This window comes from Xanthomarina sp. F1114 (assembly GCF_026410255.1).
Lineage (GTDB): Bacteria > Bacteroidota > Bacteroidia > Flavobacteriales > Flavobacteriaceae > Xanthomarina.
This window is the reverse complement of the sequence record NZ_JAPMLL010000001.1, coordinates 80,031-93,650: the sequence shown is the minus strand read 5'-3', so window position 1 is coordinate 93,650 and position 13,620 is coordinate 80,031. Positions and strand designations below refer to the sequence as shown.

Here is a 13,620-nt window from a genome sequence, read left to right as displayed (position 1 = left end):
AAATCTTTTTAATACAATGAAAAAAATTACAAGATTATTATTTTTAGCTGGAGCATTCTTGTTCACAACTATTACCATGGCACAAAGTGTTGTTACTGGTACAATTATGGATGCCGAAATGGCTGCGCCACTTCCAGGCGCTAACGTCGTAGAAAAAGGAACTTCCAACGGAGTGTCCTCAAATTTCGATGGAGAATTTACTTTAAATACACAATCATCTTCAGGAGAAATCGTTATTTCTTTTGTTGGTTATACTAAGGTTGTGATGAAATTTAATGGAAACACAGACTTAGGAAGTATTACACTTCAGCCAGATAACACTTTAGAAGAGGTAGTTATTATAGGTAGTGGAATTATCGATTTAGCCGACGACAGAGAAACACCAATTGCTGTTTCTACGATTAAAGCGGTAGAGATTCAACAAAAAATTGGAACTCAAGATATTACAGCTACGCTAGTAAATACTCCTTCTGTATATGTTTCTGGTCAAGCTGGAGGTTTTGGGGATTCTAACATGCGTGTTCGTGGTTTTGATCAAGATAACACTGCTTTCCTATTAAATGGACAACCTATTAACGGGATGGAAGACGGTAAGATGTACTGGTCTAACTGGTCTGGAATTTCAGATATAGCTAGTGCTGTACAAATTCAAAGAGGATTAGGTTCTTCTAAGTTAGCAATATCTTCTGTTGGAGGTACTGTTAACTTTGTAACAAAATCTACCGATAAAAGAGAAGGTGGTTTTGCTGCTTTTTCTACAGGTTACAATAATTACTTAAAAACTACTTTAGGTTATAGTACTGGATTAATGGAAAGTGGTTTTGGAGCTACTGTTATGCTTTCTCACTGGCAAGGTGATGGGTATAATTTTGGAACAAAAGGACAAGGTCAAACGTATTTTGTTTCTTTCGGTTATAAAATTAATGAAGCTCATAACTTAAACTTTTTAGTTACTGGAGCGCCACAATGGCACGATCAAAACTACAGAAAGAAAATTTCTGATTACCAAGAATATGGTAAGAAATACAACTATAATTATGGATACTTAAATGGTGAATACTTAAGTTTAAGAAGAAACTATTACCATAAGCCTGTAGCTAATTTAAACTGGGATTGGACTATTAACGAAAAATCTTCTTTATCTACTGTAGTTTACGCCTCTTGGGGTCGTGGTGGTGGAACTGGTAGCTACGGTACTGGTAACACATATATTGATAACGGTGTAACATCTGATGGTCTTATTAACTGGAATGCTGTTCAAGCTTATAACAATTCACTTCCAGGAAAAATAGGTAATGCAGATACTTATACTGGTTCTGCAATCCGTGCTTCTGTTAATAACCACGCATGGTATGGTTTAGTTACAAATTACGAAAATCAGTTAAATGAGAATTTAACATTAAATTTTGGTGCAGATTTACGTACTTATAAAGGAACACACTTTAGACAATTAGTTAACTTATTAGGCTTAAATGGTTTCAATGAAGGTGGAATAAGTCAACAATATCCAGATCCATATATTGTTTCTCAAACATATAGCATAAAACCATGGTCTTCTTTAACTAATTTTGCTGATGAAGACGAAAGAATAGCATACGATTATGATGAGCGTATCAATTATGGTGGTGTATTTGGTCAATTAGAGTACTCTAAAAATAAGTTTTCTGCGTTTTTCCAAGGATCTGTTTCTACACAAAGTCACGTAAGATGGGATAGATTTAACTATACTGCGGATAATGAAGAATCAGAGACTATAACTAATCCAGGTTATAATGTAAAAGGTGGTGGTAGCTACGCTCTTGGTGAACACGGTAAAGTATATGTAAATGCTGGTTATTATTCACGTCAGCCTTACCACGATAATATTTACTTAAACTTTACTAACGAAGTAAACCCATTAACAGAAAACGAAAAAATATTAGGTTTAGAAGCTGGATATACATATTCAACTCCAGTTTTCTCTGCGTCTATAGATTTATATAGAACGTCTTGGAAAGACCGTGTAGTTTCTTCTTCTTTTACAGATGATACAAATTCTGTGTTTTTTGAAACAGATGAAGGTGTAGAACAATTACATTCAGGTGGAGAACTTTCGTTAATGTATAAACCTATCCAATCTTTAAGAATTAAAGGTTTTGCTTCAATTGGTAACTGGGAGTATGTTGGCGATGCGCAAACAACTCTTAGAGACGAAAACTTAAATACTATAAGCGTAGAGATGGAAGACGTTGATGGTGGAAAAGTTGGTGGAGCTGCACAAACAACTTTTGGTATTGGTTTAGATTACGAAATAGTTGAAAGATTCTCTATTGATGGAGATTACAGATATTACGATAAATTGTATGCTGATGCTGGAGCAATTAAAGATAACTTAGAGTTACCTAACTTTGGTTTATTAGATTTAGGTTTATCTTACAAAATGTTAGTAGGTAAAGATGGAACAAACTCTGTAAGTTTCAGATTTAACCTTAACAACGTTCTTGACGAAGAGTATATTTCTCAATCAAGCACAGCTATAATGGCTGAAGCTGGAGATGATACTTATTCAGGAATAAATACGAATAACCAAGTTTATTTTGGTAACGGAAGAACATGGAACTTTGGAATGAGATTTAAATTCTAAATTCTGTTAGTAGAATTATTTAAAAACCTCTTCAATTCGAAGAGGTTTTTTTTTGGCTTTTAATTACTACATTTGTGCTTTTAACAACAAAACCTATAACAATATGTATAACATGGTAAAAATGCTTCACTCATCTTGGGCCTATTTGGTGCTTTTAGTTTTAGTGATAGCTGTAGTAAATAGTATCGTAAAAAAAGTGGGGAAGAAAGAATATAAAGCAAAAGATTTTAGAATAGCTTTATTTGCTTTAATTGTATCTCATATTCAATTACTCTTAGGATTAATCCTTTATTTTGTTTCACCTAGATTTAGCTTATTTAGCCAATCTGGAATGGGAGAAATTATGAAAAGCTCTGTAGATAGATTGTATTTGGTAGAGCATCCTTTAGTTAATATTATAGCTATAGTTCTAATAACTATCGGATATTCTAAACATAAAAAGAAACTTATTTCCGATGCTAAATTTAAGACTATCTCTGTGTTTTATACATTAGCCTTAATTCTATTTTTATCTAGAATTCCTTGGAATACTTGGATTTAAAATATTGACTTGGACGTAAAAAAAAACGACTCTCTGCATGGCAAAGAGTCGTTTTTTTTATGTCTAAATTTTTATATCTAAGTTATCAGGTTTAGTCCGCCTCTTTAATAAGAATAACATAGCTAGGAAAGTGATCGCTAAATCCATCTGTAAATCCGCCATCGGCAAAACTACGGAACGGGTATCCCTTCCATCTTCCTCTCTTCGTAATTAAATAATTTTCATTAAAAATTCCTGCTTTATAAAAACGGAACGAAGAGTAGTCTTTTTCCAATAAAGGTTGTGTCATCAAAATTTGATCAAACAAACTCCAGCTGTCTCTGTATGCATTAGATCCTATACCCATTTTAAAGAAGCTTTCAAAAGGGTTATATATTCCTTTAAGCTCGACATCCTCTTTTTCTTTTTTTGCATTTAAAACCTCTTTTACACTCGCATTTGTAGGGTCGTCGTTTAGATCTCCCATTATAAATATTTTAGCATAAGGATCTATGGTCTGTAAAGAATCTATCATTTTTTTATTTAGCTTGGCAGCAGCTACACGCTTAGGTCTACTTCTAGCTTCTCCACCACGTCTGGATGGCCAGTGGTTTACAATAACGTGAATCATTTCATCTTCTAACTTCCCACTTACTAAAAGTTGATCTCTGGTATAAACACGTTTTCTAGTGTTGTCGTCATATATTAAAAGTTCATGACTGCTAGTATGTATAGGTGTAAATAGTTTTTTCTGATAGTATAAACCTACATCAATTCCACGACGGTCTGGAGAATCGTAATGTATAATTCCATAGTCTTTGTCAATTAACTGTGGGTCGTTTGCAATATCTTCCATTACTTTTCTGTTTTCAACTTCAGCAACACCAAGAATTACAGGAGAGTTGTTAGTAATGTCTTTACCTATATCTGCAATTACGCGAGCCATATTACTCACTTTCTTTTTGTAAACTTCTTCTACGTCGCCTTTCATTTCCATAATAGGACTAGCTTCATCGTTTTTCTCTGGATCGTTAACAGTATCAAACAAATTTTCCAAATTATAAAAAGCAATCGTATGTACTTTATAGGTCTTCTTCTCTTGCGCATGGATATTTAAAAACGCAGTTAAAAACAAGGCTGCAAGCCAAAACTTCAAATTTTTCATGTAATTGTATATTATGTTATAGTTATGTTAATACTTATCGTCTGCCAAAAGTAGATATTTATTATAAATAATGTAGATTTGCAAGGTTTATTTAATGTAAACAAACGCAAAATCAATTATTAATCATAAATTCAAGCATGAAAAAAAGTTTTTTTATTTTTCTATTCGGAATTTTTTCAACTTTTACAGCATTCGCTCAAGAAACAGTTGTAAAGGGAAGTGTTACAGAAGCTATTTCTTTTGAACCAATTCCAAGTGTAACTGTATCTGTAGAAGGAACTGTATTAAAGGTAGAAACGGACGCCAAAGGAGAGTTTCAGTTTTTAGAACAAGTGCCTTTAGGAGAGCAGGTGTTACATATTTCAAAAAGTGGATATGTGTCTAAAAGATATCCAATTGTAGTTAATCAAGGTCAAACTCTGGATATTTCAGACATGACCTTAGCAAAGGATGTCTCAGAGAGAGATATGTTTACTATTACCTTAACAGACGACGAGTTAGACAGCGATGATAGTGGTTTAGACAATATCTCTGGACTTCTACAATCTTCTAAAGATGTGTTTCAACGTACAGCAGCTTTCGAATTCAGTTCGTCTTTCTTTAAAGTAAGAGGGTTAGATTCTGAAAATGGTTCTGTTTTAATAAACGGAATTGAAATGAACAAACTTTACGACGGAAGACCGCAATGGAGTGATTGGGGAGGTTTAAATGACGTTCTTAGAAACCAAGAATTAACTACAGGACTACAACCTTCTAGTTATAATTTTGGAGGCGTTTTAGGAACTACAAACATGATTGTTAGAGCATCTCAATATAGAGAAGGTGGTCGTGTAACTTATTCGGCTTCTAACAGAAGTTACGCCAACCGTATCATGGCTAGCTATTCTTCTGGATTGGTAGATGGCGGATGGGCTTTTACCTTTATGGCAGGAAGACGTTGGGGTAACGAAGGTTACCAAGATGGAACTTTATACGATGCAAACTCATTTTTTGCTTCAGTAGAGAAAAAGATAGGAGATAAGCATAGCTTAAACTTTACATCTATTTATACACCTAATCGTAGAGGGAAATCTTCTCCTAATACTCAAGAAGTATACGATTTAAAAGGCATTAAATACAATGAATATTGGGGTTGGTTAGATGGCGAAAAAAGAAACTCGCGAATCAAAGAAGTAGAAGAACCAATTTTAATGTTAAACCATTACTGGGATATAAGCAGCAAAACAAGTTTAAACACAAACCTAGGTTATCAATTTGGTAAAATAGGAAATAGCCGTTTAGATTATGGTGGTGGTGGAAACCCAAGTCCAGCATACTACCAAAGCTTACCTAGTTATTATTTAGCAAGACCAGATGGTCCAGATTATACTAATGCATACTTAGCAGAACAAGAATTTATTAATAATGGACAAATAGACTGGGAACGCATTTTAGATGCTAACATTACTAATAACGATCCTACAAATGGTGAAAAATATGGCGCTTATGTTCTATATGAAGATAGAACGGATGATAAGCAAGTAACTTTTAATTCAATTTTAAATACAGAGGTTAACGAAAACATTTTAATTAATGCGGCTTTTACTTATAAAAATTTAAAATCTGAAAACTTTGGTGAAGTCATCGATTTATTAGGTTCAACAACTGGCTATTTAAATGTAGATTCTTTTGATGGCTATCAATACGATTACCAAAACCCGAATAGAGTTGTTGGAGAAGGAGATAAATTTAGATATAACTACAATATTTTATCCGATGTGGTTTCTGGTTATGCCCAAGCACAATTTAAGTACAATAAAGTAGATTTCTATGTATCGGGAAGCGTAACAAACACCACCTATCAAAGAGATGGCTTATGGCAAAATGAAGCTTATTTAAAGTTTGATAATGCTGGAAATATAATTGAAGACAATTCTTCAGGAAAAGGAGAAAAACTATCCTTTACAGGAATTGGAGCTAAAGCTGGATTAACTTATAAAATTACAGGAAAACATTTAATAGATCTTAATGCTGGATACATTTCTAAAGCTCCAACTATTAGAAATACGTTTTCAAACTCAAGAGAAAATAATAATATAGTTGATAATATAACAGAAGAAAAAATTACTTCTGGAGATATTAGCTATATTTTTAGATCTCCTATTGTTAAAGCTAAATTAACAGGTTTCTATTCTAAAATTGAAGATGCCAACGAAATTTCGTTTTACTATGCAGATGGTCTAACAAACTTAAACATTGAAGTAGCAGAGGATGTTAGTATTAACGAAACAACAGCCTTTGTTCAAGAAGTGTTACAAGGTGTAGATAAACAACATATTGGAGCAGAATTAGGAATAGAAGCTCAAGTAACACCTACTATTAAATTAAAAGGAGCTGCTTCTGTTGGTCAATATACTTACCAGAACAATCCAAACTTATATTTAACGGCTTCAAGCTTTGGAAGATCGGATACGTTTACCTCAAACTTAAAAGATTATAAAGTTGCTGGAGGGCCACAACAAGCGTACTCAGTAGGATTTGAATACAGAGATCCAGACTATTGGTGGTTTGGAGCAACAGCTAACTTCTTTTCAAATACTTATGTAGATGTAAGTCCATTAACTAGAACAGAAAATTTCTATTTAGATAACGACGGCTTACCATTTAACAACTATAATGAAGATGTTGCCAGAGAATTATTAAAACAAGAAGAATTTGACAATTATATGGTAGTTAACCTTACAGGTGGAAAATCTTGGAAAATAGGCGATTACTACATTGGTTTCTTTGCAAGTATAAACAACCTATTAGATAAAGTTTATAAAACAGGGGGTTTTGAGCAAGGAAGAAACGCTAACTACGAACAATTATTAGAAGATAATAGTAATCCAAAGCGTGTATTTGGTTCTAAATACTGGTACGGACGTGGAACGACTTATTTTTTAAATGTTAACTTTAGATTCTAAAAAAAAAGAAAAAGAAAAAATTAATTATAAATTATTACTCATGAAAACAAATAAAATATTAAAAGTACTTCTTAGCTTAATGGTTGTTTTTACCGTTGTCTCATGTGTTCAAGACGACGATTATAAAGTACCAAGCAGTTTAGGTGATGAAGAAAATGCAAGATTAAACACTTTAATTTCTACCTCGGAAGAAGTTAGTATTGCTGCTGCAAAAACCTATTTCGTTCCTGGACAAGTAACGGAAATAGTAGCAGATGTATATATAAAAGGATATGTGTCTTCCTCGGATCAAACAGGGAACTTTTACAAAGAATTTTTTATTCAAGACAGTCCTTCAAATCCAACAGCAGCTTTAAAAGTAATGTTAAACCAAGTAGATACGTACAACCAGTTTAACTTTGGTAGAGAAACCTATATTAACCTAAAAGGCTTATTTATTGGCGAAGACAGAAACGGAGATGGTGTTATCGGTATAGGTGGTGGTGCTAATGGTACCAGATTAACTGCTTTAACTGCAAGTGAAATTCCAATTAAAGTTTTAAGATCTTCAGTTACTGAAGTTATTGAGCCAGTTTCAATCGGTCTGTCGCAAATTAACAACACCCATATCGGAATATTTGTACAAATTCAAAATGCACAATTCTCAGATGCTTTAGCAGGAGAATTCTTTGTAGATCCTATGGACGATTACGATTCTTCTAGACCAATACAAAGCTGTGAAGGTTTTGATTATTCTTATTTTCCTTTAGAAACAAGTTCATTTGCTAATTTTGCGCAAATCCCTTTACCAACAGCTAAGGGAGGAACTATTTCTGGGGTTGTAAATAAAACTTTTAATGGAAGTAACCTAGTACTTGTACTAAACACTTTAAGCGATATTAACTTCGATCAAGACAAATGTATTCCGTCAGAAATTGACGATTTTAGTGTTGTTCTAGAAGAAGATTTCCAAGCAGCTATAGATAATACAGATTTAGATTTTCCAGGTTGGACCAATTATTCAGAAGCTGGAACTCGCGTATGGCGTGAGAAATTTTGGGAAGGAAATGGATATACTGAGTTTTCTCCATTTGGATCTGGACAAGCTTCAAATATTGGCTGGTTAGTTACGCCAGGTACCGATCTTACAGGATTGGATAATATCTTCTTAAACTTTAAATCTGCTCAACACCATTTAGATCAAGACTCACCAGAAAACGCGCTAGAAGTATTTGTGTCTACAGACTTTGATGGTTCAGATGTTTTAGGTGCAACATGGGAGCCAATTACAGCAGCTTTAGCAGACTCATCTAGCGATTGGCGTGTGTTTATGGATTCAGGGCTTATCGATATTTCTGCTTATAGCGGACAAACCTTATATGTAGCTTTTAAAGCTAATGGTTCAGATACCTTAAACGACCTAGCTGGTTCGTATATGATAGACGATTTGAAAATTTTAGCTAACTAATACTAGTTATTAAATATATTTTAAAACCTGCTGATTTTTAAAATTGGCAGGTTTTTTTTAATTTTTATTCCTTCAATAATTATGTCAGTTTTCGATTCTCTATTTTTTAATGTCTTTAAACATTATAAATACGCCAAAAGTAAAAAAGCAAATCAGATTGCAACTATGTATATCTCCATATTACAATGTTCTATCTTACTTGTTTTAGGCGTGTTTTTTGCCGGTTTTTTTAAGCAGATGAATATGGACACTATGACTCAAGATAAAGCCTGGGCACTGTTTATTATGGCTTGTATGTTTATCTTTTTTAAAAACTGGATCCAATATGCAGGAAAAAAACGGAAAGTACTAAATGCTAAAATGCTTAAAAAGAAAGCGGCTAATCATTCTGTTTTTATGCTTTGGTTACTACCTGTTGGTTGTATTGTGCTAGCTGCTATTCTATGGCAAGCGGTTTAAGTAGGTAGTGGGTAGGTTGAAATGGAAAGGGTTTTTAATTTCAGTATTCAGTATTCAGTATTCAGTCTCAGTTTTCGGTTGTAAACATGTTTTTCTAGTTGCGTATCCTTCTAACTTTACATGTATTTTATATTCACTGTTAATCTCAATGTTTTTAAACTTGTCCTTCTGTGGCGCAACTCACAGTTATATAAACCGGAAAATGATCACTAAAGCCACCGTGATAATTTCCTCCCAAAAACGTTCTAAAAGGAATGCCTCTATGTTTCCCTTTAGGGTGTTTTAGAAAATTTTCATCAAAAATATCTGCTGTCTCAATTTGCCATTCCTCTTTCTTTGCCTTCACAAAACTCTCACTAACAAGAATCTGATCAAATAAATACCATTGTCGGTTGTGATTAAGAGATCCTCTACTAAAACTTCGAAGCTTTTCCATGGCATTATAAAGCTGAAAGTTTTTGGTTAAATAATCTAAACTTAAACTGTTGGGATTATCGTTAAAGTCGCCCATAACAATAAATTTGGCTTTCGGATCTTCCTGTTTTATTTTATTTATAATTTCTCCAACCTTTTTAGCAGCAGCCATTCTTTTCAGGTCTGTTTCTTTTTCGCGTTTTGAAGGCCAATGATTAACTAATACATGAATTTTTTCTTCTTCTAATATTCCACAAACCCATAAAATATCTCGGGTATAGTCGGCTTCACCATCAGAATCCGGAAGTTCTATATAATAGGTTTTAGATGCTTCAATAGAAAAAACAGAAGGGTCGTAAAGCAAAGCCACATTCATTCCCCGTTTATCTAAAGAACGATAGAAAACAAATTGATAGGAATAGGGTTCTAAAAGCTTAGACTGAGTTAAATCTTCTAAAACCTTGTTGTTTTCTACCTCGGCCAAACCAATAAGAGCTGGGTGTTTTGAGGTTTCTTTAGTTCCAATTCTGGGGATAACAAGTCCAAGTTTTTTTATTTTTTGAAGATATCTTCCTGTTGTCCATTTTATAGAAGAGGTTTGTAACAAAGGACTTTCTGCTTCAAAAAAATTTTCTATATTATAGAAAGCAAGAGTATGCTTTTTACGACTTGTCATTTTAGTTGAATAATTAGTATGAGGTTAAAGGTCTGAAAAAATAAAAATAAAAATGCTTACAATTGATTAACTTTGTACTTTAAATAAATATATGATTGAAAAAGTAGATATAGCTTTAGAAACAGCTGTTTTAATAGGAGTTGTTACTAAAGAGCAGGACGAAACCAAATCTAAAGAATATTTAGACGAGTTGGAGTTCTTAACATTCACAGCTGGAGGAGAGGTAAAAAAGCGTTTTACCCAGAAAATGGATACGCCTAATTCCAAGACTTTTATAGGAACAGGGAAAATAGAAGAAGTAAAAAAGTACATTGACGAAAATGAGATTGGGACAGCTATCTTCGATGATGAATTATCGGCTGCTCAAGAACGAAATATAAGTAAAATCTTAAATTGTAAAGTTTTAGATAGAACCAATTTAATTCTAGACATTTTTGCGCAACGTGCTCAAACGAGTTATGCTAGAACACAAGTCGAACTGGCGCAATGTGAATATTTATTACCTCGATTAAAAGGTATGTGGACGCATTTAGAACGACAAAGAGGTGGTATTGGTATGCGTGGTCCTGGAGAACGAGAAATTGAAACAGATAGACGTATAGTAAGAGATCGAATTTCGCAATTAAAAGATAAACTTAAAGTTATAGACAAGCAGCAATCTGTACAGCGAGGTAATCGTGGTAAAATGGTGCGTGTAGCCTTAGTTGGATATACCAATGTTGGAAAATCTACTTTAATGAATGTTGTAAGTAAAAGTGAAGTTTTTGCCGAAAATAAACTATTTGCTACTTTAGATACCACGGTTAGAAAAGTGGTTATCCAAAACCTGCCTTTCCTATTAACAGATACAGTTGGGTTTATTAGAAAACTACCAACACAATTGGTAGAGAGTTTTAAAAGTACTTTAGATGAAGTGCGCGAGGCAGATTTATTACTTCATGTAGTAGATATTTCGCATCCAAATTTTGAACATCATATAGATTCTGTAAATAAAGTTTTAGATGAAATTGATAGTTCAGACAAACCCGTTATAATGGTGTTTAATAAAATTGATGCTTACACACCAGAACCTTTTGATGAAACCGATTTAGAAACGGAAAGAACAGAAGCTAATTACACGTTAAAAGAATGGAAAAAAACCTGGATGAACCGAGTAGGCCATAATGCTTTATTTATTTCTGCCTTAAACAAAGTAAATATGAAAGAATTTAAAAAACGTGTTTATGATGAAGTTCGAGAAATCCATGTGACGCGTTTTCCTTATAACAACTTTTTGTATCCAGATTATATCGAGGAAGAGGAATAAAAAAAAGCGCCATTGGGCGCTTTTTTTATGGATTTGATGTATTCTAGAAGTTTACGTTTAATCCTAAACCAAAAACTTCTCTAATTTGAAATCCTTGAAAAGCATTATCGTCATAAACCGTTTGAAAAGTTAAATTAGTTGAAAATACATCATTTATTTTCATAACAATATTCATGGTATAATCTATATCCATATTCTTAGGTTTGTTTAAGTAATTAGAATAAAGACTTAAAATATTTTCCATAGAAATATTCTTCATAATATCAAATTTGTAGTACCCACGTATGTTTAAACCAAATTCATATAACATTGATTTTCCTGGAGCTACACCATAAGTTTCAAAATCATTGCTAGATTCATAATATACATTATCACTATCGTCATCGTTAATAGTGTAAATTTCACTAGTTATAAAAGTAAATTTAGAGGTTGCAGGTGCAATATTGACACTTAGATTCTTATCTTTTTTCCATAAAAAACCTGGTCCAAAACTCCAATATGCCGGTTTGAAAAATCCACCAGTTGGGTAGTTCTCATTGTCACCGGCAAAGTCATCATTATAGTCGTAACCATCACTAAATTGAGTTCTAAAATTCATAAAGAAAGAAAAGCTCCAATACTTTCTGTTCATAGAACGACCAAGAATAGAGTTAATTTCTAATCTGTCATCGGTTTTTCTCATTCCATCATCATCATTTATAGTAACCCCATAACTAGCAATAATTTTGTTATCCCATAACCAAGGTCCTTTAACATAATCAATATTATAATTAATTCCTAGGTTGGCGGCAGCATTATTATCTCCACCTGGTTGCCAATTTGAAAATGCCGATTGGTTAACTAATAATGTAATTTTACCATCGGAAGTCCATCCTTCTAATGAGTCTGTTGCTGTAGTTGTGTCTTGTGCATGTACTATGGATACCGCTATAATAAATGCGAATGCGAGTAGTATTTTCTTCATAATTAAAACTTTTGGTTGGTTGTTCTTTCTGGGCGAATGACCTTAATTAATTTTTAAAATGAAAAAGCGCCTCTTTAATCACGTGATTACGCAACTAAGGAGACGCTTTTTATGTATATATTTTTCTTATATCTTAGAAATTATAACTTAAACCGAATGTAGTGTAGACTTGTACAGAGTTGTCTACATTATTAAAGTCTGGTTGGGTTCCTAGCTCTCCGCCACTCTCCCATTGCTTATATGCATAGTTAAGACCTTCTTGTTTACTGTCTCTTAATCCAAGTTCAAAACCAAGACCTATTCCTTTCCAAACAGTATAACTTAACGAGTTAATCCAAGTCCAGTTCGATAAGTTAGAATCTTCATAGCTCATAAAAGCAGAAAGATTTGAATTGAATTTTAAGCCTCCAAACGCGCGGTTGTAGTTGGCAACAACTTTAGCACCAAGAGATGAATCGAAAATTACATCATTCTCAGCAAATACAAAGTTGTAGTTTAAAGGGTGTACCACAACAACTAAATTATCTATTGGAGTCCATGTTACCCCAACCCCAAGATCTAAATATCCAGGATCGTTAAAGTTGTTTATTAACGTAGTTCTGTATTCTCCCAAGGCAGAAGCAGCTAAATTTTTAGCTATTCTATAACCAAAAAGAGAAGTTACATCAAAAACATCGCTTGATTCTCTAAAGCTATCATCATCATTCGGGTCATCTTTATCATCGTACTTTACCCAACTTAAGTTAATATTGGCTGTATTATACCAAAAATACTTATCTCTATCTAATTTGGCATGAGGATTTACCGTAATTGTAATGTTTCCTGCGGAGTTGTTTGGAGCTCCTTGGCTGTACCAGTTGTTGAAATTAGAGAAGCTAGCTCCAACAGTACCAAAAGCGCCGAATTTCCATCCCGGGAATTCGTCGATTTGTTTTTGTAGATCGTCTACACTGCTTTGTAGAGCTTTAATAGAATCTTTTTTTGCTGCTTGTTCCGATTTTAAATCTTCTCTAGTTTGAGAAAATCCGGTTGAAATTGCGCCTACTAAAACGAGGATTGAAAGTAGTCTTTTAGTCATCTTATGAGTGTTTATGGATTAAA

10 protein-coding genes are annotated in these 13,620 nt (G+C 33.4%); 6 read left to right on the top strand and 4 right to left on the bottom strand.

What is annotated here, in order from left to right; translation table 11 throughout:
• Window positions 1–16 precede the first annotated feature (16 nt).
• Both OS188_RS00385 and OS188_RS00380 read left to right on the top strand, forming a co-directional pair.
• Window positions 17–2,623 (top strand): TonB-dependent receptor, encoded by a 2,607-nt coding sequence (locus OS188_RS00385; RefSeq protein WP_267146824.1) that lies wholly within the window; start codon window positions 17–19, stop codon window positions 2,621–2,623.
• Between the two features lie 103 nt (window positions 2,624–2,726).
• Window positions 2,727–3,164 carry a hypothetical protein gene (locus tag OS188_RS00380; RefSeq protein ID WP_267146823.1) on the top strand — a complete coding sequence of 146 codons (438 nt, stop codon included), beginning with the start codon at window positions 2,727–2,729 and terminating at the stop codon, window positions 3,162–3,164.
• Window positions 3,165–3,255: 91 nt separating this feature from the next.
• Here the strand turns inward: OS188_RS00380 and OS188_RS00375 are convergent, their stop codons facing one another.
• Window positions 3,256–4,308 carry an endonuclease/exonuclease/phosphatase family protein gene (locus tag OS188_RS00375; protein WP_267146822.1) on the bottom strand — a complete coding sequence of 351 codons (1,053 nt, stop codon included), beginning with the start codon at window positions 4,306–4,308 and terminating at the stop codon, window positions 3,256–3,258.
• Window positions 4,309–4,445: 137 nt separating this feature from the next.
• Here OS188_RS00375 and OS188_RS00370 point away from each other — a divergent pair, with 137 nt between their 5' ends.
• The 3 genes from OS188_RS00370 to OS188_RS00360 all read left to right on the top strand — a co-directional run bounded on the left by OS188_RS00370 (window position 4,446) and on the right by OS188_RS00360 (window position 9,159).
• The gene (locus tag OS188_RS00370) at window positions 4,446–7,253 is read left to right on the top strand and encodes a carboxypeptidase regulatory-like domain-containing protein (protein WP_267146821.1); all 2,808 of its coding nucleotides are present in this window, start codon (window positions 4,446–4,448) and stop codon (window positions 7,251–7,253) included.
• A gap of 40 nt (window positions 7,254–7,293) precedes the next feature.
• The gene (locus OS188_RS00365) at window positions 7,294–8,700 is read left to right on the top strand and encodes a DUF5689 domain-containing protein (RefSeq protein WP_267146820.1); all 1,407 of its coding nucleotides are present in this window, start codon (window positions 7,294–7,296) and stop codon (window positions 8,698–8,700) included.
• Between the two features lie 81 nt (window positions 8,701–8,781).
• Complete coding sequence (locus OS188_RS00360) at window positions 8,782–9,159, top strand: hypothetical protein (RefSeq protein ID WP_267146819.1); 378 nt, start codon at window positions 8,782–8,784, stop codon at window positions 9,157–9,159.
• Window positions 9,160–9,313: 154 nt separating this feature from the next.
• Here OS188_RS00360 and OS188_RS00355 read toward each other — a convergent pair whose 3' ends face one another.
• Window positions 9,314–10,249, bottom strand: a complete 936-nt coding sequence (locus tag OS188_RS00355; protein WP_267146818.1) for an endonuclease/exonuclease/phosphatase family protein — start codon at window positions 10,247–10,249, stop codon at window positions 9,314–9,316.
• Between the two features lie 91 nt (window positions 10,250–10,340).
• On the opposite strand from OS188_RS00355, the gene hflX reads away from it, so the two are divergent.
• Window positions 10,341–11,555: a GTPase HflX gene (gene hflX / locus OS188_RS00350; protein ID WP_267146817.1), complete on the top strand. Its 1,215-nt coding sequence runs from the start codon at window positions 10,341–10,343 to the stop codon at window positions 11,553–11,555.
• Window positions 11,556–11,598: 43 nt separating this feature from the next.
• On the opposite strand, the gene OS188_RS00345 is transcribed toward hflX, so the two are convergent.
• Window positions 11,599–12,519, bottom strand: a complete 921-nt coding sequence (locus tag OS188_RS00345) for a DUF3078 domain-containing protein (protein ID WP_267146816.1) — start codon at window positions 12,517–12,519, stop codon at window positions 11,599–11,601.
• 133 nt (window positions 12,520–12,652) lie between these two features.
• Window positions 12,653–13,597 (bottom strand): DUF3078 domain-containing protein, encoded by a 945-nt coding sequence (locus tag OS188_RS00340; protein WP_267146815.1) that lies wholly within the window; start codon window positions 13,595–13,597, stop codon window positions 12,653–12,655.
• Between the last annotated feature and the right edge of the window lie 23 nt (window positions 13,598–13,620).